Source organism: Flavobacterium sp. RSSB_23, assembly GCF_051547145.1.
GTDB lineage: Bacteria > Bacteroidota > Bacteroidia > Flavobacteriales > Flavobacteriaceae > Flavobacterium.
This window is the reverse complement of record NZ_JBPTTO010000001.1, coordinates 202,343-227,186: the sequence shown is the minus strand read 5'-3', so window position 1 is coordinate 227,186 and position 24,844 is coordinate 202,343. Positions and strand designations below refer to the sequence as shown.

General features: G+C 35.6%; 21 protein-coding genes. 6 read left to right on the top strand and 15 right to left on the bottom strand.

Translation table 11 applies throughout. From position 1 onward, the window contains the following. Positions 1–48: 48 nt before the first annotated feature. The 3 genes from ACSVH9_RS01090 to ACSVH9_RS01080 all read right to left on the bottom strand — a co-directional run bounded on the left by ACSVH9_RS01090 (position 49) and on the right by ACSVH9_RS01080 (position 4,887). A complete protein-coding gene (locus tag ACSVH9_RS01090) occupies positions 49–1,431 on the bottom strand; it encodes an MATE family efflux transporter (protein WP_438062092.1) in 1,383 nt (460 codons plus the stop codon). Between the two features lie 131 nt (positions 1,432–1,562). After that, entirely contained in the window at positions 1,563–3,332 is a 1,770-nt protein-coding gene (locus ACSVH9_RS01085; RefSeq protein WP_438062091.1) for a cytochrome-c peroxidase, read from the bottom strand. 109 nt (positions 3,333–3,441) lie between these two features. Continuing rightward, the gene (locus ACSVH9_RS01080) at positions 3,442–4,887 is read right to left on the bottom strand and encodes a hypothetical protein (protein ID WP_315140126.1); all 1,446 of its coding nucleotides are present in this window, start codon (positions 4,885–4,887) and stop codon (positions 3,442–3,444) included. Positions 4,888–5,214: 327 nt separating this feature from the next. Here ACSVH9_RS01080 and ACSVH9_RS01075 point away from each other — a divergent pair, with 327 nt between their 5' ends. Next, positions 5,215–6,054 (top strand): DUF6929 family protein, encoded by an 840-nt coding sequence (locus ACSVH9_RS01075; protein ID WP_438062090.1) that lies wholly within the window; start codon positions 5,215–5,217, stop codon positions 6,052–6,054. A 268-nt stretch (positions 6,055–6,322) separates the two neighbouring features. Here the strand turns inward: ACSVH9_RS01075 and ACSVH9_RS01070 are convergent, their stop codons facing one another. Continuing rightward, on the bottom strand, positions 6,323–7,324 hold the full coding sequence (locus tag ACSVH9_RS01070; RefSeq protein WP_438061994.1) for an IS110 family transposase: 1,002 nt from the start codon (positions 7,322–7,324) through the stop codon (positions 6,323–6,325). A gap of 482 nt (positions 7,325–7,806) precedes the next feature. Between ACSVH9_RS01070 and ACSVH9_RS01065 the strand changes: the two genes are divergently transcribed. From ACSVH9_RS01065 to ACSVH9_RS01055, 3 genes are read left to right on the top strand one after another with little or no spacing between them, the layout of a single operon-like run. Further along, a complete protein-coding gene (locus tag ACSVH9_RS01065) occupies positions 7,807–8,307 on the top strand; it encodes an RNA polymerase sigma factor (protein WP_438062516.1) in 501 nt (166 codons plus the stop codon). A 2-nt stretch (positions 8,308–8,309) separates the two neighbouring features. Continuing rightward, positions 8,310–9,254: a hypothetical protein gene (locus ACSVH9_RS01060; RefSeq protein WP_438062089.1), complete on the top strand. Its 945-nt coding sequence runs from the start codon at positions 8,310–8,312 to the stop codon at positions 9,252–9,254. 35 nt (positions 9,255–9,289) lie between these two features. Then, positions 9,290–11,443, top strand: coding sequence for a YfbK domain-containing protein (locus ACSVH9_RS01055; RefSeq protein WP_438062088.1), 2,154 nt, complete (start codon positions 9,290–9,292; stop codon positions 11,441–11,443). A gap of 96 nt (positions 11,444–11,539) precedes the next feature. Here the strand turns inward: ACSVH9_RS01055 and mtaB are convergent, their stop codons facing one another. After that, positions 11,540–12,868 carry a tRNA (N(6)-L-threonylcarbamoyladenosine(37)-C(2))-methylthiotransferase MtaB gene (mtaB, locus tag ACSVH9_RS01050; protein WP_438062087.1) on the bottom strand — a complete coding sequence of 443 codons (1,329 nt, stop codon included), beginning with the start codon at positions 12,866–12,868 and terminating at the stop codon, positions 11,540–11,542. Between the two features lie 355 nt (positions 12,869–13,223). Here mtaB and ACSVH9_RS01045 point away from each other — a divergent pair, with 355 nt between their 5' ends. After that, entirely contained in the window at positions 13,224–13,742 is a 519-nt protein-coding gene (locus ACSVH9_RS01045) for a hypothetical protein (protein ID WP_159682884.1), read from the top strand. 70 nt (positions 13,743–13,812) lie between these two features. On the opposite strand, the gene ACSVH9_RS01040 is transcribed toward ACSVH9_RS01045, so the two are convergent. From ACSVH9_RS01040 to ACSVH9_RS00995, 10 genes are all read right to left on the bottom strand, one after another. Beyond that, positions 13,813–14,604, bottom strand: coding sequence for a Cof-type HAD-IIB family hydrolase (locus ACSVH9_RS01040; protein WP_438062086.1), 792 nt, complete (start codon positions 14,602–14,604; stop codon positions 13,813–13,815). 16 nt (positions 14,605–14,620) lie between these two features. Continuing rightward, a complete protein-coding gene (locus ACSVH9_RS01035) occupies positions 14,621–14,839 on the bottom strand; it encodes a putative signal transducing protein (RefSeq protein ID WP_159682878.1) in 219 nt (72 codons plus the stop codon). Positions 14,840–15,036: 197 nt separating this feature from the next. After that, positions 15,037–15,687, bottom strand: a complete 651-nt coding sequence (locus tag ACSVH9_RS01030; protein ID WP_438062085.1) for a DEAD/DEAH box helicase — start codon at positions 15,685–15,687, stop codon at positions 15,037–15,039. Positions 15,688–15,761: 74 nt separating this feature from the next. Then, the gene (locus tag ACSVH9_RS01025; RefSeq protein WP_024981191.1) at positions 15,762–16,925 is read right to left on the bottom strand and encodes a sigma-54-dependent transcriptional regulator; all 1,164 of its coding nucleotides are present in this window, start codon (positions 16,923–16,925) and stop codon (positions 15,762–15,764) included. Between the two features lie 70 nt (positions 16,926–16,995). After that, positions 16,996–18,312 (bottom strand): ABC transporter permease, encoded by a 1,317-nt coding sequence (locus tag ACSVH9_RS01020; RefSeq protein ID WP_438062084.1) that lies wholly within the window; start codon positions 18,310–18,312, stop codon positions 16,996–16,998. A 14-nt stretch (positions 18,313–18,326) separates the two neighbouring features. Next, positions 18,327–19,247, bottom strand: a complete 921-nt coding sequence (locus ACSVH9_RS01015; RefSeq protein WP_300976801.1) for an ABC transporter ATP-binding protein — start codon at positions 19,245–19,247, stop codon at positions 18,327–18,329. 493 nt (positions 19,248–19,740) lie between these two features. Then, positions 19,741–20,850 (bottom strand): molecular chaperone DnaJ, encoded by a 1,110-nt coding sequence (dnaJ, locus tag ACSVH9_RS01010; protein ID WP_438062083.1) that lies wholly within the window; start codon positions 20,848–20,850, stop codon positions 19,741–19,743. 51 nt (positions 20,851–20,901) lie between these two features. Beyond that, a complete protein-coding gene (locus ACSVH9_RS01005) occupies positions 20,902–21,477 on the bottom strand; it encodes a nucleotide exchange factor GrpE (RefSeq protein ID WP_159682855.1) in 576 nt (191 codons plus the stop codon). 312 nt (positions 21,478–21,789) lie between these two features. Beyond that, positions 21,790–23,160, bottom strand: coding sequence for a histidine--tRNA ligase (gene hisS / locus ACSVH9_RS01000; RefSeq protein WP_438062082.1), 1,371 nt, complete (start codon positions 23,158–23,160; stop codon positions 21,790–21,792). A gap of 108 nt (positions 23,161–23,268) precedes the next feature. Then, a complete protein-coding gene (locus ACSVH9_RS00995) occupies positions 23,269–24,156 on the bottom strand; it encodes a CorA family divalent cation transporter (RefSeq protein ID WP_438062081.1) in 888 nt (295 codons plus the stop codon). A gap of 124 nt (positions 24,157–24,280) precedes the next feature. Here ACSVH9_RS00995 and ACSVH9_RS00990 point away from each other — a divergent pair, with 124 nt between their 5' ends. Then, the gene (locus ACSVH9_RS00990) at positions 24,281–24,727 is read left to right on the top strand and encodes a hypothetical protein (protein ID WP_438062080.1); all 447 of its coding nucleotides are present in this window, start codon (positions 24,281–24,283) and stop codon (positions 24,725–24,727) included. The last annotated feature ends 117 nt before the right edge of the window (positions 24,728–24,844 follow it).

The following is a 24,844-nucleotide window of genomic DNA, read 5'->3' as shown; positions in this document are numbered from 1 at the left end:
CTTATTATACGAGGAAATAAAACAGAAGTTACATTTATAAGAAAAACTTTATTCGGCTGTGTTCAAAAGAACCAGTTTCTTGGTCAATCGAGAAAATCGAATGTATAAAAATACTGCCGCTGCCGTCAATCCCGCTAATAATCCAATCCAAATTCCTACCGCCTGAAGTTCGGTATATTTCCCTAAGTAAAAGGATACTGGAAACCCAACCATCCAATAAGCTACGAAGGTAATGTACATTGGAATTTTGACATCTTGAAGTCCTCTCAAGGCTCCCAAAACAACCACTTGAACCCCATCTGAAATTTGAAAAACTGCTGCAACCAATAACAATTTGGCCGTTATCATTATAATTTCATTGTTGTCGGCCAATTGAGAAACATCAGCAGTATTCAAAAATAAATGTGGCAAATAATTATGGAATACAATAAATAAAATGGCAAATAGCGATTCAATAAGGATTGCCAATAAAAAAATAGAACGTGCTACCACAATTAATCCTTTAAAATCGGCGGCTCCCTTGGCGTGACCTACACGTATCATTGCCGTTACATTCAATCCCATTGCTACCATAAAAGTAGAAGAGGCTAAAATTAACGCAATTTGGTTGGCCGCTTGATTGTTTTTACCCAAAGTTCCAGAAAGCCAAATCGCAGCGGTAAATAAAGTAACCTCGAACAACATTTGCATCGCTGAGGGCAATCCTAGATTGATGATTTTTTTTAAAATCGATTTTTTGATTTCTTTGAAGGTGAAATTTTTAAAATGGCGTTTCATAATGGAGTTATGCTTCATAATATAATGCATAAAAATCACCATCAAGATTCTAGAAATAACGGTTCCTAAAGCAGCACCTACAATACCTAACTTTGGAAAAAACCAAACACCATAAATCAAGACATAGTTAAAAAACACGTGTACCACATTGGCAAAAAATATGGCATACATAGAATATTTGGTTTGAGACAATCCATCGGCAAATTGCTTGTACCCTTGATAAATGATTACAGGAATCAACGAAAAAGCCACCCAGTCAATGTATGGAGCTGCCAAAACAACAACTGTTTCGGGCTGGTTCATAAAATACATCAGTTGCTTGGACAAGACGGTCAAAACGAACAAGACAACGCCTAAAATTGTACACAACAACAATCCGTGATGAAAAGTCGTTCGGATTTTTTTGGTGTTTTGTTCCGCATCTGCCTCTGCAATCAATGGAGTAATGGCTGTAGAAAAACCAATACCTACAGAGAGCGCCAAAAATATAAAACTATTGCCTAACGAAACCGCTGCCAATTCTGTAGAACCTAAATTGCCCACCATATAGTTATCCACAATACCAATTAAGGTGTGACCTAGCATTCCTAAAACTACAGGATAGGCCAATTTTATGTTCTGTGAAAACTCTTTGGTGTATTGTGACAAGTTCATTATAGTGCTTTTTAGGTCGGCAAAGGTAATCAGAAGAAATCGATTCTTTGAATAGAAATTAGTTTAAAAAAAATCATTTTTGAAACCTTCCAATCGACCTTGAATAAAGCACTACAGACCAAAGAACTTTCTTAATTTCGCTTATCGGTAAGGGTTTTCATAAAAGCAATTAACTGCTTCTTTTCCTTATCTGAAAGCAGTAATTCATCTTCTGGCAAGGTTTGATTAGGCACTTTAAATCCAAGTCCAATTCCACCACCTTTGTTATAAAAATCAATGACTTCTTCTAAAGTTTTGAAAACACCATTATGCATATACGGAGCCGTTAGCTCAATGTTTCTGATGGTGGGTGTTTTAAATGAATTTCTATGAATTTCGGCTTGGGTCAATTCATATTTTCCTAAATCGGCATCTAAATAATTATGCCTATTGGGTACTCCTAAAATTTCGCTTTCTGTTTTCATAAAATTAGGTGGGACTGTCCCGTTGGTTAAAGGAATAAAATGGCAAGTAGCGCATTTGGCTTTGCCAGCAAATAGATTAAAACCTGCTTTTTCATCTGTCGAATATTCGACTTCATCACGCATATATGCATCAAATTTTGAATTATAATTGCTCAAAGAGCGAACGTAGGAAGCCAAGGCATTTTTGATTCCGAATTCGTTAATCTCATTTTTAGGAAATGCTTTTTTGAATTCGGCTACGTACTTTTTATCTTTTTGCAAGGCTTTTACTGATTTTTCAAGAGAACCGTGCATTTCGATTTCGTTTGTAATGACAGCCACGGCTTGGTCTTCGAGATAACTTACTTTAGAATCATAAAAGAAAGCACGTTGGAAAGCAATGTTCATCAAAGTGGGGGTGTTTCGCTTGACTTTGGTTTTGCCATCTAAAGAAATGGTTTGTTCTAAACCATCTGTAAAAGCAATATCAGAATGGTGACAAGAAGCGCAAGAACGTGAATTGTTGCCTGACAAAATAGGGTCATTGAACAATCTTTTTCCTAAGGCAATTTTTTCTGGAGTGGTTTTATAATCAGGAAAACCATTGAAAGCTTCTATATCAAAAGCCTCTTTATCAAAGAGCGTTTGCGCTGTAGTTTTTAGTGCTCTGGTCTCTTTTACAAACGGAATCGAAGCACTTTTTTGACATTGATATAACTGTTTACTCAATGGATTAGCTATATTTTTTATAAAATACGCTCTATCAAAAGCATTGAAGTTGGTATGAGTTGCTAGGTATTTTGTTCCTTGAGAAAGAGTAGCTGAAAGGGCTTGAAATGACTTAGCATCCAAAGTGTTTTTATAAAAAGTTACATTTTCCCCTATGCTTTCTAGAACTACTTTTGCTTCTGGTATGGAATGCAGTGCAACTGGAGAATCAAAGCCCGTAATTCCGAGGGTAATCATTCTAAAAATGGATAGTCGCAACGCATCAAAAATATAAGTATCCGCTAAGGTGGTTTTTTCCGAAACCTTTTGTAATCGATTCAAATTAGACCTCAATACGCCTATTTCCATTTCTAAATCTGATTTAGTAGCTACATCATATTTAGGAAACAAAAATTCTTCTATTACTTGAAAGCCCTCAGGAGGAACTGTTATGCCATCATTTTCTTCAAACTCAGGAATTGCAGGTCCGTTAATTGATTTAGAAACTGTTGGGTAATAGTACTCGCTCATCCATTCCAATTTTTTGTAGCTATTTCTAGCTTTTAAAAATTGATTTTGAATCGCTGAAAGCTTGGCATCTGAGGCAACTAAAGCTTTTAATTGATTGACTTCTTGAATTAATTCAGTTACGTTTCGTGTAAAATTGGATGAAATGAGGCTATGTGTGTTTTCCTTTTTTTCACAAGAAAAAAAAGAGCATAGTAGCAATAAGAAAAAATATCTTTTCATAAATAAAAGGGTTGTTGCATTTACAATCTCATATAAAAGCGGATACATTATAAACTAAAACCACGATTGCTTACAAACAATCGTGGTTAAGTTGAAACAAAAAAAGGTATTATCTAGCTAATCCTTTGATTAGTACTATTTGACTGGCTTGATTTTCTGAAGGACGTTTTGTTCCTCCGTCTACGCCTTTGTATTTATCACCTCTCCAAGTATGAGGTTGTACAGATAATAAAAAGGTATCATCGATGCCTAATTGCTCCGATACATCAATCATAGCACCATATTCCCAGCTTCCAAATTTTGAAGCAGTACCAACATTATAAGTAGCAGCATCGGAAGCAGTACGACGATGGTCTAATTCGAAAACTACTTTTAATTGTTTGGTAGCCATATTGTATTGATAAATATAAGCATCGTGCGTTTCATCACCGTAACCATTAGAATCTTCTTGAATATATACATAATTTTTAGTTACACATATATTGTCTGGATTTTGAAATTTCCCTGCCACCCCGTTACGGTCATCGCCATCTAAAATCACTTCTAAGTTTCCGATTAATGGATTTTTAGCATCTAAATTTAATTTATACACACGACCGTATTTGGTTCTAGAAGCATCAGCATTGGTACCTGTAGTATTTTGTCCCGTTACGTTAAAATAAATTTCTCTAGTTCCTTCAACGCTTCCTTTTTTGTAATCCAAATCTTCAACACGACCAAACTTTAGCGCTTTTAGTGTGTTCACTGAAGCATTGATGGCAGCTCCCGTCAAACTTTTATGATTTTCTATTTTTACAAATGAAACAGGATATTTTTGGTTAACAGCAATATCTTTTTCTCTTTGATTGTCGTCATTACGCTTCATCATATACAAAGAACCATTTTGCAAATCGCCCACTTTATCAGCAACATACATAAAAACTTGACCACCGTAAGTATCTGAATCGTCATCACCTAATAGAATAACTGTTTTTCCAGGGTAAGCCTTTGCATTTAATGGCACTGCATTTTCGGCATTTAGTCTTCCTAAAGCTTCTAAACCTCTGTTTCTAGATGCTTCAGTCACACTAGCGAAAGGGTCTAAACCGTGCGTAAGTGACTCTTCTCCTGATTCTCCAGAAGTTAAGAATAGTGGTCCAAATCCGTGTTCTGATGGAGTCACCATTGTTGCACTACATAATCTCCAGAATCCTCCGTCTGAGTTTAATAAATATTCTCCTTTCAAAGGTTTGAAGGTTTTATCAAGAGTAACTCTAGAAACCGCAAAATTGTCTTCGTGATTTACCAAAAAAGTAAATGTTCCGTCTTCGTTTCTTAACAAACCAGAACCGTCAGCAGAACCTCCAAAAACGAATTTTGGACTTCCAGCCAATACATCATCAGAAGAAATTAAAGAGAATAACTCCACGTTTTCAAAACCTGCTTTTTTAGTAAGCAATACTGGAGTTACTGATTGATTTGCCAATACCACACTAGTTGGTTTAGCGTCATTAGAGTCGTTCTCACAAGAAATAAGTGAAACCAAACACAATAAGGGTAAAATTAGTTTTTTCATTGTTATATGTTTTTTTTATACCCACAAAATAAGAGTATGAATTTAAACACATTATCACGTTGGGATTAAGAAACAGCTATCAATCCGTAAGATTTTATAGTATAATTTAATCTAAAATTTACAACGTAACAATGAGTACATATAGGGTTTAAATTGAATTAACAATGAGAAGCCAGACCCAAGCAGTTGTCCTAAAAAAGTATACTAAGAAACTTTTAAAGTCCGCCTAAACGAAAAGATTCTGCTGACAAATCACTACTTTAGTTGCTTTTTAATTCATCTGGATACCGCACTTAAATGGAATTTGGATACAAATATTATAATGCAATGGAAAAATTCACACTCGAGCTTTTATTTCAAATCATAGGAATTGGTTCTGCTTCTGGTCTTATTTATAAATCGCCTTCCTTATATGTTATTGGTGATAACAGCGGGTATCTATACGAATACAATATGGAAGCCAAAGACTTGCAGCAACACGCTATTATTGAAAACGCCAGCGTAAATATTGCTAAAAAAGACAAACCCGATTTTGAAGCCATAACGAGTTTTGAAGACAAGTTGTATGTTTTTGGTTCTGGTTCTACTCCTAAACGCAACAAAATGGTGGAAATTAATACCACCGAAAAAGAGATTAAAACCAATGATTTGACCGATTTGTATGGCGTAATGCAAAGCTTTGGTCAAATCAAACCCGATGATTTTAATCTGGAAGGGGCTATTTATACTGGAAAAGAATGGCTACTTTTTAATCGGGGGAACGGGAAAAAGAGCAAAAATGTGATTTTTACGATTTATGGTAAAAACCTAATCAATGAATTCAATATGATTAGCAACGAGTATAAGTTGCCTAAAATTAATGGCGTGCGTAGCAGTTTTACCGATGCCGTTTTGGTGGATGCTAAAATTTATTTTTTGGCTACCGCCGAAGATACACAATCGACGTATAATGATGGAGAAGTGAAGGGAAGCTTGATTGGGATAATAGATATAGAAACGATGAAACTAGAGTTTACCCAAAAAATAAGCGATACGCATAAATTTGAAGGTCTTACTCTCTATCAAAATTCGGACAAAACAGTGGAGTTTTTGTTATGCGAAGACAAAGACTCAGAGGTATTGGAAACGAATATTTATAAATTAGTACTTGACAAGAGTACGCTTTAAGTAGCAACTTAAATTGCTTCCAAAAAAGCACTATGTTGGCTCATAGCCCCGATTACTATGACATATACAAACTAAAAAATTATTTATTTTTTAGTTTAAAAAAAGACATAACAAACCTTCGAATAAGAATTACACAAAGGTTTTTGTGCCTTTCATAAGTTATTTTTATTCGTAAACATCATAAATTTTATCAAGACAAGTTTCTTTTCAAATAAACCTGTTTGCTCTTACCCTAATCAATGTAAAACTGTAAAAAACGAACATTTTTTTATGCTGCTTTTCTAACTTCAAATGTTTTATTCTCTCTAATACAAGCACATATACGATGTACTAATTTGTTTCGTATATTGTTAATTACAAGCATTTTATTTTTTCCTTCAGCCACTTTTCTTTTAAAATATTCTTTCATCTCGGGGTCGTGATTCACTGCTGATAGCGCACACATATGCAAATGCTTTTTAAGTTTTTTATTAGCCATATGGTGAACTCTCGGTTTTGATCTTATGCTTTTTCCTGAAGTATACTCAAAAGGAACCACACCCGCGTAACAAGCTAGTTGTCGTGGCGATGAATAGGCTTTAAATTCATTAGTAAAACAGATTAAATATAAAGTCGTTACTTTACCAACTCCAGGAACCGAAATGGCTAGCGAATAAATTTTGTTTAAGTTTTCATCTCCCTTTATGAATACATCTAATTGTTTCTCTATTTCTTTTAGATCCGAAGTAATCCCTTTTAAGGTTTTCTTTTGAAACTTCTCAGAGAGTTTTGATAATTCGGGATCTAAAGATTTTATTTCTTTTGAATTTCGCATCAAAGTAGATTTGGTAAGAATCAACTTTTCCCTTAATGACATTAGACTTCTGATTTTTTCAACAGTTTTACTGGGAGCTTTATAAATTACGGCATCCTGCAGATTTTTCATTGCATAAATAGCAATCCTTTCTGCATCAATTTTATCATTCTTACCTCTTTGAAGTCCCATACTTCTTATAATTTTTAAAGACATCTCCACCCAAAGAGAATAATTAAAAATCATTAAATATTTAATGATTAATTTCCCATACATACCAGTATGTTCTAAGCAAACAAGGGTTTCTAGATTTGTAGCCCTTTGCTTTTTAAGCCATTGATTTAATGTTTTTACTCCTTTGGAATCATTTACAAATTGATTATGAATTGGTTTTTCTTTTTCTCCATTCATAATTAAAACTACATCAAAATACTCTTTGGATACATCGATGCCTAGAAAATGTTTAAATTTGCTCATAAGATAATGTTTTAAAATTAGCAACCAGCTATTGAATACATTCATATCCTTGATAATAGGCATTATAACCTTAATTACTATTCTGAAGATTATTCAATAAAACTGACAAAGTCCTAATCGGGGCATAAGTAGCTAACTTTGATCGAAGAGAAGGTTCACTTTGTCAGTTTGGTTGTTGATTAAAAGTACTTTAAATTTATTTAGCAAATCTAAAGGATGGAAGTGGCATCCTTTTTTATAACTGGCAGGTTTTTGGACCTGACAGTTATAAAAAAGATATAACGTACAGCGGGAAACCTGCTAACCAGAAAGCCTAGTGTTGGCGCTCCTTCATTCATTTTTAAAACTAGAATTTATGATGATTGTGCTAAAAAAAGAATGTTTTTTTGATAGGCTTCCCAACCTTTTTGTTTTTTAATCGCTCTTTAGTAATAAAGACATCAATTGTGATAAACGAAACCCTACTCTCTAACTGCAAAAAAATGCACCGTGATGCTCAGCGCGAGGTGTATGACTATATGGCGCCCAAGCTGTATCGCACTTGCAAGCGCTATCTTAAAAAGGAGGAAGATATTGAAGAAGTTTTGGCCGACGCTTTTTATACTATTTTCACCAAAATAGACCAGTTGAAAGAGGTGCTGGCTTTTGAGGCTTGGTGCCGAAAAATAACGGTGAATCACTGTTTGGCAGCAATTAAAAAAAGTACCAATTTCAATATGTATTTGGATGATGTGAAATTGCTTTCGCAACCTTTTACCGAAGAAATCACAGCGCTTGAAGAAGCCGATTTATTGGAACTTTTGAATCATATTCCTGAGGGTTGCAAAACTATTTTCACTCTTTTTGTGATAGAAGGCTATGGACACAAAGAGATTGCAAATTTGTTACAAATCTCTGAGGGCACCTCAAAATCACAATTGAATGCCGCCAAAAGTAAACTAAAGGAACTGGTGAACAACCTCTATTATCAAAAAGCAAAATAGTTATGGACTATCAAGATAAATTATTCGAACAAATAAAAGAAGCCGAGCGAAATGCTGAAAACCAAGATTTTCCTGGAATGGAAAAAGTATGGTCGCGCTTAGAAGAGAAACTAGACAAAAAAGAAGCTAAAAAAACTATCGCTTTATGGCAAAAAATCGCCGTAGCCGCATCGCTTTTATTGGTGCTTTCGATTGGATTTCAGTTCTTGAATTCGTCTAGCCCGAAAAGTATTCAAGAAGCTCCAAAGGTAGTTACTACAACCACAAAAAACAATCCATCGGCTGTTGAAACTAACGAAAATAAAACTAGTAGTTCTCCTATCATCATACAAAAAGCGGAAGAGGAAGAAATCATCGATAACATTATTGGGCAAGAAGTTGCGGTTCATAACACGCAATCCAAAGACACGATAATGAGTAGTGCTACAAATGCTATTAGTATTCCTGAAATCGTTACAGCAAACGCAAATTTGGAAGTAGCGGATGAAAAGGATGCTGAATCGAATGCAATAGAACAAAAATTGGCGGCTCCTGCTTCAGTAGCCAAAGAAAAAGCCAATTACAAAATGGCTTTTGCTGAAAAAAGTCAAGAGCGTGCTAAAAAAAGTAGTCCGTTGGTTGTGATTGACAACACAGCGCTCTCGGACAGTAATGCCTCAAAAAGAGAACGCATTATGCAACAAGAACTTTCTAATTTTAAACCCGAGAACTTAGAGTCGGTGATAGTCTTAGACAATCCGCTTTATATCATTGATGGCAATTACTTCTCGGAAGACGATTTGTTTGGTCCACAGCCCAAGAGTCCTTACGCGCCTCTCAATCATCAAGACATTAAGACCATTGTCATTCTCAAAGACACCGATGCCGTTTCAAAATATGGTGAAAAAGGTAAAAAAGGAGTCGTAATTATCACTACAAAAACAGGAAAACCCGCAGTCCAAAAATAGGAATACCCTAACACTAATCTTAAAAAAACACGATTATGAAAAACGTAAAACTTATTTCATTAGGCCTTGCTATGCTTATATGTTTCGTAACAAAAGCACAAGAAAAAACAATCACAGGAACCGTTTCTGACACCTCAGGTCCGCTTCCTGGAGTTACCATTGTCAACAAAAACTCAAAAGCAAACGCCAGTACAAATTTTGATGGCAAGTATACCATTCAAGCGCAAAAAGGAGACCAATTGGTGTTTAGTTACATTGGTTATAAACCGCAAACTAAAAAAGTGGGAGAACAAAACATCATTAATGTAAAATTAGTGGCAGACCAAATGTCCCTAAATGAAGTAGTCGTAGTAGGCTACGGCAGTAACGCCGAATACGAATCGGATAATACTTTCTATGAAAAAAAGAAAGCCTCGACCGCTGCATCCGTTCAAAAGCTCGAAGGTCGTGTCGCAGGAGTGACCATTTCGTCTAACACTAACGCTATTGCCAACGCTCCGCAAAACAATTTCATCATAGGTGTCAAAAGTAGTTCTTCTAAAAATGAGCCACTGTATATCATTGATGGTGTGCCTGTAAAATCGAATGCTCTAGCTAAAATCAACCCGAACGATATTCAAGATATAAAAGTACTCAAAGACAGTGCTGCCACTTCTATATACGGAGCAAAAGCTGCAAATGGTGTCTTGATTATCACCTCAAAAAATGAAATCTATAAAAACTTAAGCGAGAAAGAAATAAACAAAAGACTACAACAACTCCATCCTTATCAACCAGAACCAATCAATGATGAAGACTACGAAAGTTTTGTAGAAAATGCATTTGAAAGCCCTAAAACAGCACCGCTTTCCACTTTTTCTATTGATGTTGATAATGCCTCCTACACCAATGTAAGACGTATGATTAACAATGGACAAAAAGTACCTAAAGATGCGGTTCGTGTGGAGGAAATGGTTAATTTTTTCAAATACAATTACGCACAACCTAATGACCAACATCCGTTTGCTATTCAAACCGAATTGAGTCACAGTCCGTGGAATACCGATACTAAAATTTTAAAAATTGGATTGCAAGGAAAAAACATTCCGACCCTTGATTTGCCAGCCTCGAATTTGGTTTTCTTAATTGATGTTTCAGGTTCTATGAGTGATGCTAATAAATTGCCCTTACTAAAACAGTCTATGAAAATATTGGTAAATGAGTTGAGAGCCAAAGACAAAGTATCGATTGTAGTATATGCTGGAGCGGCAGGTCTAGTATTACCTCCAACTTCGGGAGATGAAAAAGAATCCATAAATAATGCATTAGAAAAACTCAACGCAGGAGGAAGTACAGCAGGTGGTGAAGGCATTACGCTTGCATACAAAATTGCGGCAGAAAACTTCATCAAAGGAGGCAACAACAGAGTGATTTTGGCTACTGATGGCGACTTTAATGTAGGAAGTTCTTCCAATGCTGATATGGAAAACCTCATCGAAGAAAAAAGAAAATCTGGTGTATTCTTAACTTGTTTAGGCTACGGAATGGGGAATTATAAAGACAGTAAAATGGAAATTTTAGCCAATAAAGGAAATGGCAATTATGCTTACATTGATACCATTCAAGAAGCGAATCGTTTTTTGGGTAAAGAATTTAAAGGCTCGATGTTTGCAATTGCTAAAGATGTAAAAATTCAAATTGAATTCAATCCCAACCAAGTGAAAGCTTACCGATTGATTGGATATGAAAACCGTAAACTAAGACCCGAAGATTTTAAAAATGATGCCATTGATGCGGGAGAATTAGGAAGCAATCATTCGGTAACAGCTTTGTATGAAATTATACCAGCGGGCAGCAAAAGTAAATTTTATACAGAAGCGGATGAACTAAAATACACCACCACTACTCCAACAGAAAATAAATACACTAACGAGTTAGCCACCATAAAATTCCGTTACAAAAAACCAGATGGAGACCAAAGCATCGAAATGGTACAAACCATAGAAAACAAAAGTAGCTTGCTACAAAACACCACCGATGATTTTAAATTTAGCAATGCCGTTGCTTGGTTCGGTTTAAAATTAAGAGATTCAAAACTGATTGGGAATTCTTCTTCAAAAGACATTATTGCTTTGGCAAAACAAGGCTTGGCGAACGACTCTGAAGGATACAAAGCCGAATTCATTCGCTTGGTAGAAGCTGTAAATTAAGGGTTGCTTTTAATTTCAAAAGCAATTTGGAACTAAAAAAAAGCGAGTAAGATATTATTCTTACTCGCTTTATGCTATTACAAAAAAGTGCTTTAATTACACTGTTACATTCAAAAACTCCATACGAACACTTCCGTCTTCGTCCATTCGGGTCAATTGTACCTCGTGTAAAGTATTCACTAATTCAGGATTCCAAGGGGTTTTCACTTTTACATAATTTTCAGTAAAACCGTGAATGTAGCCTTCTTTATTTTCGCCCTCAAACAAAACCGTTCTTTGGGTTCCTAATTGACTTTCGTAAAACGAACGACGTTTCTTCACCGATAAACCACGTAACATTTTGCTACGTTTGGCGCGAACGTTATTAGGAACTACACCTTCCATCACAGCTGCCTCGGTATTATCTCGTTCTGAATAGGTAAAAACGTGTAAATAAGAAATATCTAAATCATTCAAGAAATGATAGGTTTCTAAGAAATGCTCATCGGTTTCTCCTGGAAATCCAACGATAACATCCACACCAATACAAGCGTGTGGCATTACTTGACGGATGTTTGCTACTCTATCAGTATACACTTCGCGTTGGTAACGACGTTTCATTTTACCCAAAATTTCATTGCTTCCAGATTGCAAAGGAATATGAAAATGCGGTACAAATGTTCGGCTTTTGGAAACAAAATCAATAGTTTCGTTTTTCAATAAATTAGGTTCGATAGACGAAATACGAAGGCGTTCTATTCCCTCTACTTCGTCGAGTGCTTTTACCAAATCAAGGAAGGTGTGCTCGTGTTTTTTATTCCCGAACTCTCCTTTTCCGTAATCGCCAATATTCACACCCGTAAGCACTATTTCTTTAATCCCTTGTTTTGAAATTTCGGAAGCATTTTTTAATACATTTTCTAAAGCATCACTTCTAGAAATTCCTCTCGCTAGTGGAATCGTGCAATAGGTACATTTGTAATCGCAACCGTCTTGTATTTTAAGAAAAGCTCTTGTTCTGTCGCCAATTGAATAACTGCCTACATAAAAATCGGCTTCGGAAATTTCGCAAGAATGCACTTGACCAAAATCGTTTTTGGATAAATCGTTAATGTAATCTGCTAATTTGAATTTTTCTGTGGCACCCAGAACCAAATCTACACCGTCAACATCGGCGAGTTCTTCTGGTTTTAATTGTGCATAACAACCAACGGCGGCCACGAAAGCTTTGTCGTTCAGCTTCATCGCTTTACGCACGACTTGCTTGAATTGTTTGTCTGCATTTTCTGTAACAGAACACGTATTAATAACATACATATCTGCTACTTCTTCAAAATCAACTCTTTCAAAGCCTTCTTCCTGAAGATTTCTCGCTATGGTTGAAGTTTCTGAAAAGTTCAGTTTACAACCCAGCGTATAGAAGGCAACTCGTTTTTTATTTTCCATAAGATAGCTCAATTAATGAAATCGTTGTCAAAAAATTGAGGTTGCAAAATTACAAACAAAAATCAGGATATGAAAAACAATGCTTTAGAATAATTTTCGAATCAAATATTTTTTTTTGAAAGTAAAAATTACCATTACTCATTAAATACCAATACTTTATATTAAGCAAAAAGTACACCTCTCCTATACCTAACTAGAATACTATATTTCCTACCTCAAATTTTGCAGATGATAATTTAAATTCTATATTGCATTGCAGTAAACACAAAAACCTATTGCACTTACAATCAATAAATTAAGAAAATGGGTAAGCCGAAAACCAACTAGAGTAGGCAAAAAAATTAGTACAACCAACATGAAAGCATTTTTCCCCACAATCTACTTCATGCTATTGGCTATTTTGAGCAGCTACGGCCAAAATACTACTAGCAAAACAAACACTTTTCCTACAGTTGCGACCCTAACCAATTGGGCCAATTACAACTCACAACAAAAATTTGATTTAGAAATTCGAGCTTTAGGATTTAAATTCGAAGTAAAAGAAGCCGAAACTAGCTCTATTGCGTACACTTACATCCGAAAAGTGATGATTGACGGTGTAAACTACACCGACAGAATTGTCTATAGAATTACCAACGATAACAGTGCGAGTATCATTACTTTGGTTACCGCCTCTACCGATTTGGTTACGTTATACAACCCACAACTTACAGCTTTTAAAAATGTAAAATGTGAAACCCCAATGGCAAAAGACAAAAACACCTCTTGCAATTGTTATGAAAGCAAGACACACGCTATTGACCTTTGTGATGAACGCGTAAAATTAACAATGGGTGACGGAAACAAATATTTTGTATCAGTAGCCAAAATATAATCACTAGCTATAAAAATAAAAACGGGAAAGTACAATGAATACTTTCCCGTTTTTTTTCGGTTAAAAAGTTTTAACTCAATATATATCGTTCGATAACCTCGGCTACGCCGTGATTATTATTCGAAGCTACAATAACATCTCCAAAACCTCTCAATTCGGGAGTTACATTATCCACCCAAACGCCTAATCCCGCATATTGAATCATAGTCAAATCGTTTCCTGCATTTCCTACTGCTATAATTTCGCTTTGGTCAATGTCTAATTTCTTCGCCAAAAATGCAATACTTGCGGCTTTGTCGATGCCATTAGGTGCAACTTCCAAAAAGAAAGGTTTCGACATGGACACACTTAAATCTGGCATTGCTTGTTTCAAATCGGTTTCTACCGTTTTCAAATAAGAAGGGTCTTCAAGTAAAATACATTTTACTGCATTAGAAGTTACAGCTGCTTTAAAATCAGGAACTAGTTCGTGCGGCATACCCGTTATGCTTCGTTCTACCTCAATAAATTCAGAGTGGGTTTCGCTTACAATCGTATCATTAATATACGTAATGATATGCGTTTTCATTTTCAAACTATAATCATGTAGCTCATGAATTTGCTCTTTAGTCAACGATTGCTCAAAAATTACGGTATCCTTTTTTAAATCGGTAACTACAGCACCATTGAACGAAATCATATAACTATTTTGCAAGTCTTTTGCATAATGTGTCATCGCTGGCGTAGGTCTTCCTGATGCCAAAACCACTTCAACACCCTTTTCTTGTGCCATAGCAATCATGGCTCGATTCTCTTTAGAAATGGTATGATTGTCTGTCAACAGCGTGTCATCCATATCTAAAACTAGCATTTTGTATTTCATAACTTATGGAAACAATTTAAATACTCATTCTAAAATCCTCGATAACTGGATTCGCCTTAGCAAAATCTGTTTCTTGAATAAAAATTTCAATGGCCAAATCGGAACCACCAAATCCACCCAAACGAGCCGATTGAATATTGTCTTTTTTTACGGTATCGATTCCCGCTGTTTCTAATTTTTCTTGTAAGGCTAGTGCTAATATTTCACTGCCTGAAAACACTTTCATTAATCCCATACTGTTTTATGTTTGTTGTTGAGGGTTGGTTGTTGATTGGTTGTGGTTTATGGTTTGTAGTTAGTTAGTTAGTTAGTTAGTTAGTTAGTTAGTTAGTTAGTTAGTTAGTTGGTTGTTGTTGAGGGTTGTTGTTGAGTTAAATTTAACCGCAAAGACTCAATTCTGAGGGCTGCTTTCTAAAATCTAACGTCTAAAATCTATTCTGTATCTTCTTCGTCCTCTTCCTCTTCCTCTTCTTCATCGAAATCAAACTCAAAAGGTTCGATTAGCATTTTCTCTGCCAACAAATCAATTCGTTCCGTAATTTGTTCTGCAAAAATGATACGCTGCGTTTTGGCAATACTGTTTGAAATACGCATAATTTTGGTTTCGTGACGTAATTTCAATATAGGGTCAGTGTCATCAATGATGAACATTTTTAAACGATTGACATTGTAACCTGCAGAAGAGAACATTTCATTCAATCGACTAGGTGTACCAATCAAAACATCGATACCTGTGGATATGTAATTTTTATCATAGTCCATATCGCCTTTATCGTGTACACCGTATACTTCTAACTTGGTGTATTGATTGTATTTATCAAAAAGCTCTTCCATTGCCAACACTTTGGCTTTGTCTTCAACTACAATCAAAGCCCTTGGAGATTCTTCATTGGCTCCCGCCAAACGCTGAATTACATTGATAACAATAGTCGTTGTTTTTCCGCTTGCTTTTGGTGCAATAATCAAACAATCTGCACCACTTTTTAGCGTAGAAAAAGTCTCCTGTTGCATAGCATTGGCTTCTACCAAACCATTTTCTATCAAGGCTTTTTGAAGATTCTCGTTTATTTTTTTTAGTTTCATTTGTCGTTATTAAAAAATTGAATGATTGAAACATTTATTAATCTCTTTTTGCATCAATCATTAAATCATTACATTTATTTTGATGCAAATAACTTCACATCGGTTTCTGAAATTTCACTTCCTCCCAGAATTATTAAGCGTTCCACTACATTGCGTAACTCTCGTATGTTTCCTGTCCAATCGTATTCTTGAAGCAAGCTAATGGCTGCCTCTGAGAATTTCTTAACAGCATTCCCTTGTTCTGAAGCAATTTTCTCTGCAAAATGTGTAACCAACATCGGAATATCGGTGCGACGTTCATTCAATGCAGGAACTTTGATTAAAATAACCGCCAAACGGTGGTACAAATCTTCTCTAAAACGACCTTCGGCAATCTCTTGTTTCAAGTCTTTGTTGGTTGCAGCAACCACACGAACATCGACTTTAATGTCTTTATCGGCTCCCACTCTCGTAATCATACTTTCTTGCAATGCACGCAACACTTTGGCTTGAGCCGAAAGACTCATATCGCCAATCTCGTCCAAGAAAATTGTCCCTTTATCTGCTGCTTCAAACTTTCCTGCACGGTCTTTTACAGCTGATGTAAAAGCGCCTTTGACGTGTCCAAACAACTCACTTTCTATCAATTCTGACGGAATAGCAGCACAGTTCACTTCGATTAAAGGGAAACTTGCGCGTTCGCTTTTCTCGTGCAATTGATGGGCTACTAATTCTTTTCCAGTTCCGTTAGGTCCTGTGATTAACACCCTAGCTTCGGTAGGAGCTACTTTATCAATCATCATTTTTATATGATTAATGGCTTCGCTCTCGCCAATCATTTCGTAGTTTTTGCTGACTTTTTTCTTTAGAATTTTATTCTCAACTACTAATTTTTTTCGGTCCAAAGCATTGCGAACCGTATTCAACAATCGGTTCAAATCAGGCGGTTTTGAGATATAATCAAAAGCTCCCAAACGCATCGTATTGATGGCCGTTTCCATATCGCCGTGTCCTGAAATCATCACCATTGGAATTTCAGGTTTGATTTTTTTGACAGCTTCCAACACTTCAACTCCGTCTAATTTTGGCATTTTGATATCACAAAGCACCAAATCATAATCGGTATTTTTTATTTTCTCTAAACCTACAGCGCCGTCTTCAGCTTCGTCTACTTGATACGAATCATTCTCCTCTGAAAGAATTTTGACCAAAACTCTACGAATCGCTGCTTCGTCTTCTATAATTAATATTTTACTCATTCTTAACAATTTTCAAATTTTAAAAATTCCAAATTCCAATAGTTGGATTTTGGGATTTACTTTTTGGAATTTAATACTTCAACCACTTATACAATTCTTTCCAACTTGGTTTTTTACCGTACATCAAAATACCCACGCGATAAATTTTGGAAGCAAACCAAACTACCAATAAAAACGTTCCGAATAAAAGTACTATTGAAAGTAAAATTTGCCACAAAGGTACGCCAAAAGGAATACGCATTAGCATCACGATTGGCGATGTCAAAGGCACAATCGAGAAAATGGTGGCTACCGTGCCGTGAGGGTCATTGATTACCGTAAAAAACCCGATGTAAACGCCCAAAATTAAAGGCATAATAATCGGTAGCAAAAACTGTTGTGAATCGGTTTCGTTGTCAACCGCAGCACCGATGGCAGCATAAAAGGAACTGTATAAAAAGTAGCCTCCAATGAAATAAATCACAAAACAAGTCAGTAAAGTCCCAATCGGAAGATTCCACAATTCAGCCAAATACAATTGCGCCGTACTTGCTATTTCCTGTTGTGCTGCTTGCATCACTTCGGGTGGAACTTTGGAAGTAGGCCCTAAATTGACACCGAAAAACAGCGAAGCACCCAAAAACAATCCCAAACCTATAATCGCCCAAATTAAAAACTGAAGAATACCTGCCAATGAAGTTCCAATGATTTTCCCCATCATCAACTGAAAAGGTTTTACCGAAGAAATAATGATTTCGATGATACGATTGGTTTTTTCTTCGATTACGCTTCGCATCACCATATTGCCATAAATCACGATAAACATCATAATCAAATACCCAAAGGCACCGCCAATAGCAATTTTAATTTCATTCAATCCTTTCAAACTTTCCTCGCCTGAGGCTTTACTCAAACTGATGCTAATATTGGACTGCGCTTTATGTATCGCCACAGTATCCAATTTTGCGGATTGAAAATTGAGTTGGGTGATTTTTTTATCCAAAATATCCTGAACTTCCTCAATAAAAGTGATACTTGGACTATCATTGGATATGAATTGAATCTTCTTATCCAACTCGGCAATAGATGCCGTTTTAGGAATTTGCAACACGCCTTCAAAACGCTCTTGTGTAATGCTATCCTTAAGGGCTTTTACGTCCAAAACCGACAAATCCAAATACTGGTATTCGCTATCTTTTTTATTTTTAGCCATAAAATCGGCAACAAACAAACCTGTTTCGTCGTGAACCGCAATTTGCTTAGTATCGGCTTTCATAGACGCCAAATAGCTAACAAAAACAGCAATTCCAACAAATAATAACGGACTCAAAAAAGTCATTACGATAAACGATTTGTTGCGCACCTTGGCTATAAATTCTCTTTTTATGATAAGGGATAATTTGCTCATTATTTTTATAGAATTTACTCGGTTACAGTTTTAATAAAGATATCGTTCACACTTGGAATTTTTTCCACAAAATGCGTCACTTGACCACGTTGCGTAAGGACTTGCAACAATTCGTTGGGTGTACCTGTACCTAGCTGAATTTCTAATTTTAATTCTTGATTCAAAGACTTGAAATTGGCTGGACCCACGGTAAATTTTTGCGTCAAATCATACATTAAGCCTTCGACATTATCCGTCAAAATGCCCACTTCAAAACTATTAGAGCGGTATTGGCGTTTTACTTCTTCTAATTTTCCTTCTATGAGTTTATTCGATTTATGAATCAAAGCGATATGGTCACACAATTCCTCTACACTTTCCATTCTATGGGTCGAGAAAATAATGGTCGTACCTTTTTCCTTTAATCCTAAAATCTCATCTTTGATAATATTCGCATTCACAGGGTCAAAACCTGAAAACGGCTCATCAAAAATCAACAATTTGGGTTGATGCAACACACACACCACAAACTGAATCTTTTGTGCCATTCCTTTAGACAACTCCTCGATTTTCTTGTTCCACCAGCCTTTGATGTCTAATTTCTCAAACCAATAATCCAACTGAATTTTAGCCTCTTTTTTAGAAAGCCCTTTCAGTTGTGCCAAATACAAACACTGCTCGCCTACTTTCATCGATTTGTACAAACCTCTCTCCTCGGGAAGATACCCGATGTGTTGAATATGATGGGGTTGTAATTTTTCGCCATCCAAAAGCACTTCACCACTATCGGGCAACGTAATCTGATTAATGATACGAATTAAAGAGGTTTTTCCGGCTCCGTTAGGTCCTAATAAACCATAAATACTGCCTTTGGGTATCGAAAGCGAAACGGAATTAAGCGCCACATAATCGCCATATTGCTTCACTACATTTTTTACCTCGAGAATACTACTCATAGCTTAATTTTTAGAATTGCAAAAATAGGTAATTAGTAGTCAACAACGCCCAATTGTTACAGAAAATGCCGCTTTTTACAGCAATAAAACTAGACGAACTTCAACTCTAAACTTGAAGTCGTTTCCAATTTTTTAGGAGCAGCACGAGTCGATATTTCAAGCACGAGTCGTCCCGCTTTCCGCTACAATCTTTGCTGCCGAACCCCGGCATCAAAGGATTTCCACTACAATCGGGGCTAAAAAGTACTTTTTACTATTTCAATTACCTTTTTAATACCAACCAGATTTGAACCGCAAATTCGCAAATTACCTCAACTATAAAAGGTCTTACTCCATCAACACTTTCAAAATTTGCGAATCTGCGGTAATCAAAAAATATACTTAAAAAAAATAATTTGCGAATTTGCGCTAATCCAATTTTAAAAAACTAAACGACAAAAAAATCCCCGTGCTACAAAAACACAGGGATTAGTATAAAATAAGATTAAAAAAATTAAGAAAACATATCTTTAACTTTCTCAAAGAATGATTTGTCTGATTTTTCAGGATGCGGCGTGAAATTATCGTCATTCAACGCATTTTCAAAGAATTGTTTTTGTTCTTTGGTCAATGTTTTTGGTGTCCAAACATTCACGTGAACTAATAAATCACCACTTCCGTAACCATTGATACTTGGAATTCCTTTTCCTTTTAAACGCAATATTTTTCCAGATTGAATTCCTTCTTCTAATTTGATACGCACTTTGCCATTTACCGCTTCGATATCTTTAGAAATACCCAAAACCGCTTCAGCAAAACTGATGTACAAATCGTAGTGTAAATTCTCTCCTTCACGTTTCAAGAACTCGTGCTCTAACTCTTCAATCGCTACAATCAAATCGCCAGGAATACTATTCCCAGGAGCATCATTTCCTTTTCCAGAAACTTTCAATTGCATACCGTCAACTACACCTGCTGGAATTTTGATAGAAACTGTTTCGTCTTCTAAAATCATTCCTTGCGCATCGGCATTGTTTGGTTTTTTATCCAAAATTTGTCCAGAACCTCCACAAGACGGACAAGTAGACGCCGATTGCATACGACCCAAAATAGTATTGGTCACACGCATCACTTGACCTTGACCGTTACAAGTTGAACAGGTTTTATAGGAAACGCCAGGCGCTTGTACCTTACGTTTTACTTTTACTTTTTTCTCAACACCATTGGCAATTTCTTCCAATGTCAATTTGACTTTAATTCGCATGTTGCTTCCTTTGGCACGACGAGGACCTCCGCCTCCGCCTCCGAAACCACCAAAGCCACCTCCGAAAATATCTCCGAATTGACTAAAAATATCATCCATATTCATACCGCCGTGACCACCACCAAATCCGCCAGCTCCATCAAAAGCTTGGTGACCATACTGGTCATACTTGGCTTTCTTTTGTGGGTCGCTTAACACTTCATAGGCTTCAGCAGCCAATTTGAATTGCTCCTCGGCTGCAGGATTGTCAGGGTTTTTGTCAGGATGGAACTCTAATGCCTTTTTTCGGTACGCTTTTTTGATTTCAGCATCCGAAGCACTCTTAGATATCCCTAATATTTCGTAAAAATCTTTTTTCATTTTATATGGTGCTATTACATTTAGCTATAAATGCGCTACTTTGAATTCTGATTATTGTCCAATTACCACTTTTGGGAAACGAATAATTTTATCGCCTAATTTGTATCCTTTTTCCAATACGTCTACAATTTTACCTTTCAAGTCGTCTGATGGCGCAGGAATTTGAGTGATGGCTTCAGCAAAATCAGCATCAAAAGCATCTCCAGCTTTTACGTCAACTACCTCTAATCCTTTGGTTACCAAAGTTCCTTTTAGCTTTTCGTGAATCAATTCCACACCTTTAGCTAATAATTCATCCTCAGATTTGTTGATTTCAACCATAGCACGATCAAAATCGTCTAAAACAGGTAACAAAGCCAATAAAACTTCTTGACTAGCTGTTTTGAATAACTCAATACGCTCTTTTGTTGTACGTCTTTTGTAATTTTCAAATTCAGCGAATAAGCGCAAGAATTTATCTTTTTCTTTGGCTAAATCTTGTGCTAATTGTTCCTCAACACTTAATTCTTCAATGATTAGTTGCTCTCCATTTGCATTATTCTCCAACGTTGCATCATCTATTTCTTGATCGAACTCTGTATTTTCAGTAGTCATATTGCTTTTATTTTTAAAAAATTTTTTAAACATTATTTTTGATTCTTTTCATCTATTGTCAAAAGTGTTGCCAAAACTAATAAAATGTCAAATTGTCATATATAAAACAAAACGATTTTAGCATCAAACAAATACAGCTTCTAACGATTTTACGAACTTCTTAAAAATTTAATATAATTTTAAGACTATCACGAAATAGTTTGCCTAAATTTGTCAATCTATTATTTCAACCTAATAATTTATATACAGAGAATTATTCCCGTTTTTAGTTAATTATTAATTCAGCATTGTTTATAATAAAAAAAGCTTCGTTTATCAAAACGAAGCTTTTTTTGTTGGTATTCTTTATGATAAATAAGACTTAAGAGACTCATAATCAAGTACTAATTGTTCACCAGACACTAAATTTTTGACTGAAAAAGTATTCGATTCTAGTTCTTGTGTCCCAATAATGACTGCAAACGGAATGCCTCTTTTGTCAGCATATTGCAATTGTTTCCCCATCTTGACAGCATCGGGATACAATTCTACTTTAATGCCTTCGGCTCTTAATTTCTGAATGGTTTGCATTGCAGCAAAAGCTTCGGTTTCGCCATAATTCACAAACAACGCTTTTGAAGTAGCAGCAACCGTATCTGGGAACAATCCCAATTCTTCGATTACCAAATAAATGCGGTCCAAGCCGAAAGAAATCCCCACACCACTCATATTCTTCAAGCCAAAAATACCCGTTAAGTCGTCATATCTTCCGCCGCCACCGATGGAACCCATAGCAACAGTTTTGGGTGGAGCAATTTCAAAAATAGCACCCGTATAATAGTTCAATCCTCTTGCCAAAGTCACATCCAAATCCAACTGAGCTGTAGCCAATCCAAGTTGGGTCACTTTTTCGCAAATGAATTGCAATTCTTCAACACCTTTCATTCCTTCTACCGAAGCAGAAAGCAATTGTGACAATTGGTTGATTTTCTCTGTAATCGTTCCTGTAAAACTAAACAAAGGTTGCACCTTAGCAATCGCTTCTTCAGAAATGCCTTTTTCAATCATTTCTTTCTTTACGCCGTCTTCGCCAATTTTATCCAGTTTATCCAATGCCACGGTAAAATCAATCAGCATATCCGAAGCGCCAATCACCTCAGCAATTCCAGATAAAATTTTACGATTATTGATTTTGATGGTCACGCCTTCTAATCCTAAAGCCGTAAAAACCGTATCATACAATTGTACCAACTCCACTTCTTGCCACAATGATTTGGAACCTACCACATCGGCATCGCATTGAAAAAATTCTCTGAAACGCCCTTTTTGAGGACGGTCGGCGCGCCAAACAGGTTGGATTTGATATCTTTTAAACGGAAACTCGATTTCACTTTGGTGTTGTACCACGTAACGCGCAAAAGGAACGGTCAAATCATAACGCAAGGCTTTCTCAGAAATTTGTGGAGTTATAGCTTTTTCTTGTTTATACTCTAAAAAATGTAATGGAACATTTTTTAGATATTCTCCAGAATTCAAGATTTTAAAAATCAAGCGGTCGCCTTCTTCACCATATTTTCCCATCAAAGTATCTGAGTTCTCGAAGGATGGAGTTTCTATAGGTTGAAAGCCAAATTTTTCAAAATTGCTTTTTATCGTTTGAATAATGTATTGTCTTTTGGCCACTTCGGCTGGCGAAAAATCGCGCGTTCCTTTGGGTATACTGGGTTTTGAAGCCATTGTAAAATGAATTTTCAATTAGGTTTGCAAATATCTTACTTTTTAAAAGAAATCCTATCCAAAAAAAGTGGGTTTTATCAGGTCAACTTTTGATTTCTTACTACTAAATCAAAGAATGCGTTTTCTTTTGAACCAAAAATAGATGACCAAAGCAATGACCGCCATCACGCCCAAGGTCATAAAATAGCCCAAAGGCCATTGTAATTCGGGCATATTTTCAAAGTTCATTCCATAGATACCTGCGATAAAAGTCAGCGGCAAAAAGAAAGCCGAAAAGATGGTCAACAATTTCATTACATCATTGCTTTTTTGTGCGTTGACCGAAAGATAGGTATTCAGTAAATTGTTGGCGTTTTCAAGCACTTCGTCATAATTGAGCAGCAAACTCAGCAACTTGTCTTTGATGTCTTGCAAAGCGGTTTTGGAAGACTCACTCACTTCGAGTTGGTGAATGACATTTTGAAAAATCTGCAATAACTTTTTGGTGATACGGGTTTGCGCTTTCAAGAAATACAGTTCTTCCAAGGATATTTTGGAATAGTCTTGCAGGAAAATCGTCTTTTCGATTTGAATGATTTTTTCGTCCAAGTCGTTCAAAGGCACTTGATAGGTTTCAACCATTTTGTGGATGAGATAAATCAAAATGGCTTCGGGCGTTTTGTGGTCTTTTTTTACGGTTTCCAAAAACGCAAACGGACTGCGATGCACCGTAATGATTTTGTGTCCGTTGTAAAAAAAGGCGATTTTATGAGACAATTCATTGATAGTAGTCGCCTTACTAGCCATTCTTGGCGTAAAAGCTCTCAGAATTAAAAAATTATAATTGGGCTGTTTTTCAAATTTGGGCAAATGCCCTCGCTCCAAACTGTCTTTAATTTGAAAATAATCCAACTGGTATTCTTTGGCGATTTGGTCTAGATTTTCTTGGTTGGGTTGGCAAATGTCTATCCAAACAAAGTTGTCGAATTGTATTTTTTTTTGGGTGGGTGGTGTCATTTTGTTTTGGTGTGAATACTAGAGTCTTAACTAATAATTAATTAATGGAACTGAAATTTAAGTAAATTGGCTAAACGAACTATTCTGGTTAATTTAGCAGAAATAAAACAATAAAAAACTAAATATGAGACAATTATTTTCTGAATTACAAGCCAAAGGATCTTACATTACTGAAAATTACAACAATGATCAATTTGAAGAAATTTTAAAAATAAATTATGACAACTTATTGATTCCTTTAAATTACATCGACCAAACAAGATTAAAAAAAACTAATTTAAAACTATTAGTTTTTCAAAATGAATATATTTTTAGTAAGTTCCAAAAATGGGTCTCTGATTATCGAATAAATGAAAAAGAAGCAACTAAAATTTTTCATTTATATCCTCAAGGTAACATTATTAACAATACGTTTATAATGTTAGTAACTCGCAAAACCGAAAACAATTATTTCATGTATGAATATAATAATTTAATTATAGAGATGCTCAATAAAATTTCTCTTTTCATAAAAACTAATACTAATGATTATAAAAATCCTGATGGAATTTTAAAAGAACTAAAAATATAAAATACTGTAAATAAAATAATTGCTTTTTTTTCAATTCTAACTTATTTAGCTTTTTTAACACTAGCTTTAGGGAAACAAAACAAACTTTCAATTAAGTCAATTGCCCAAATCCGTTGT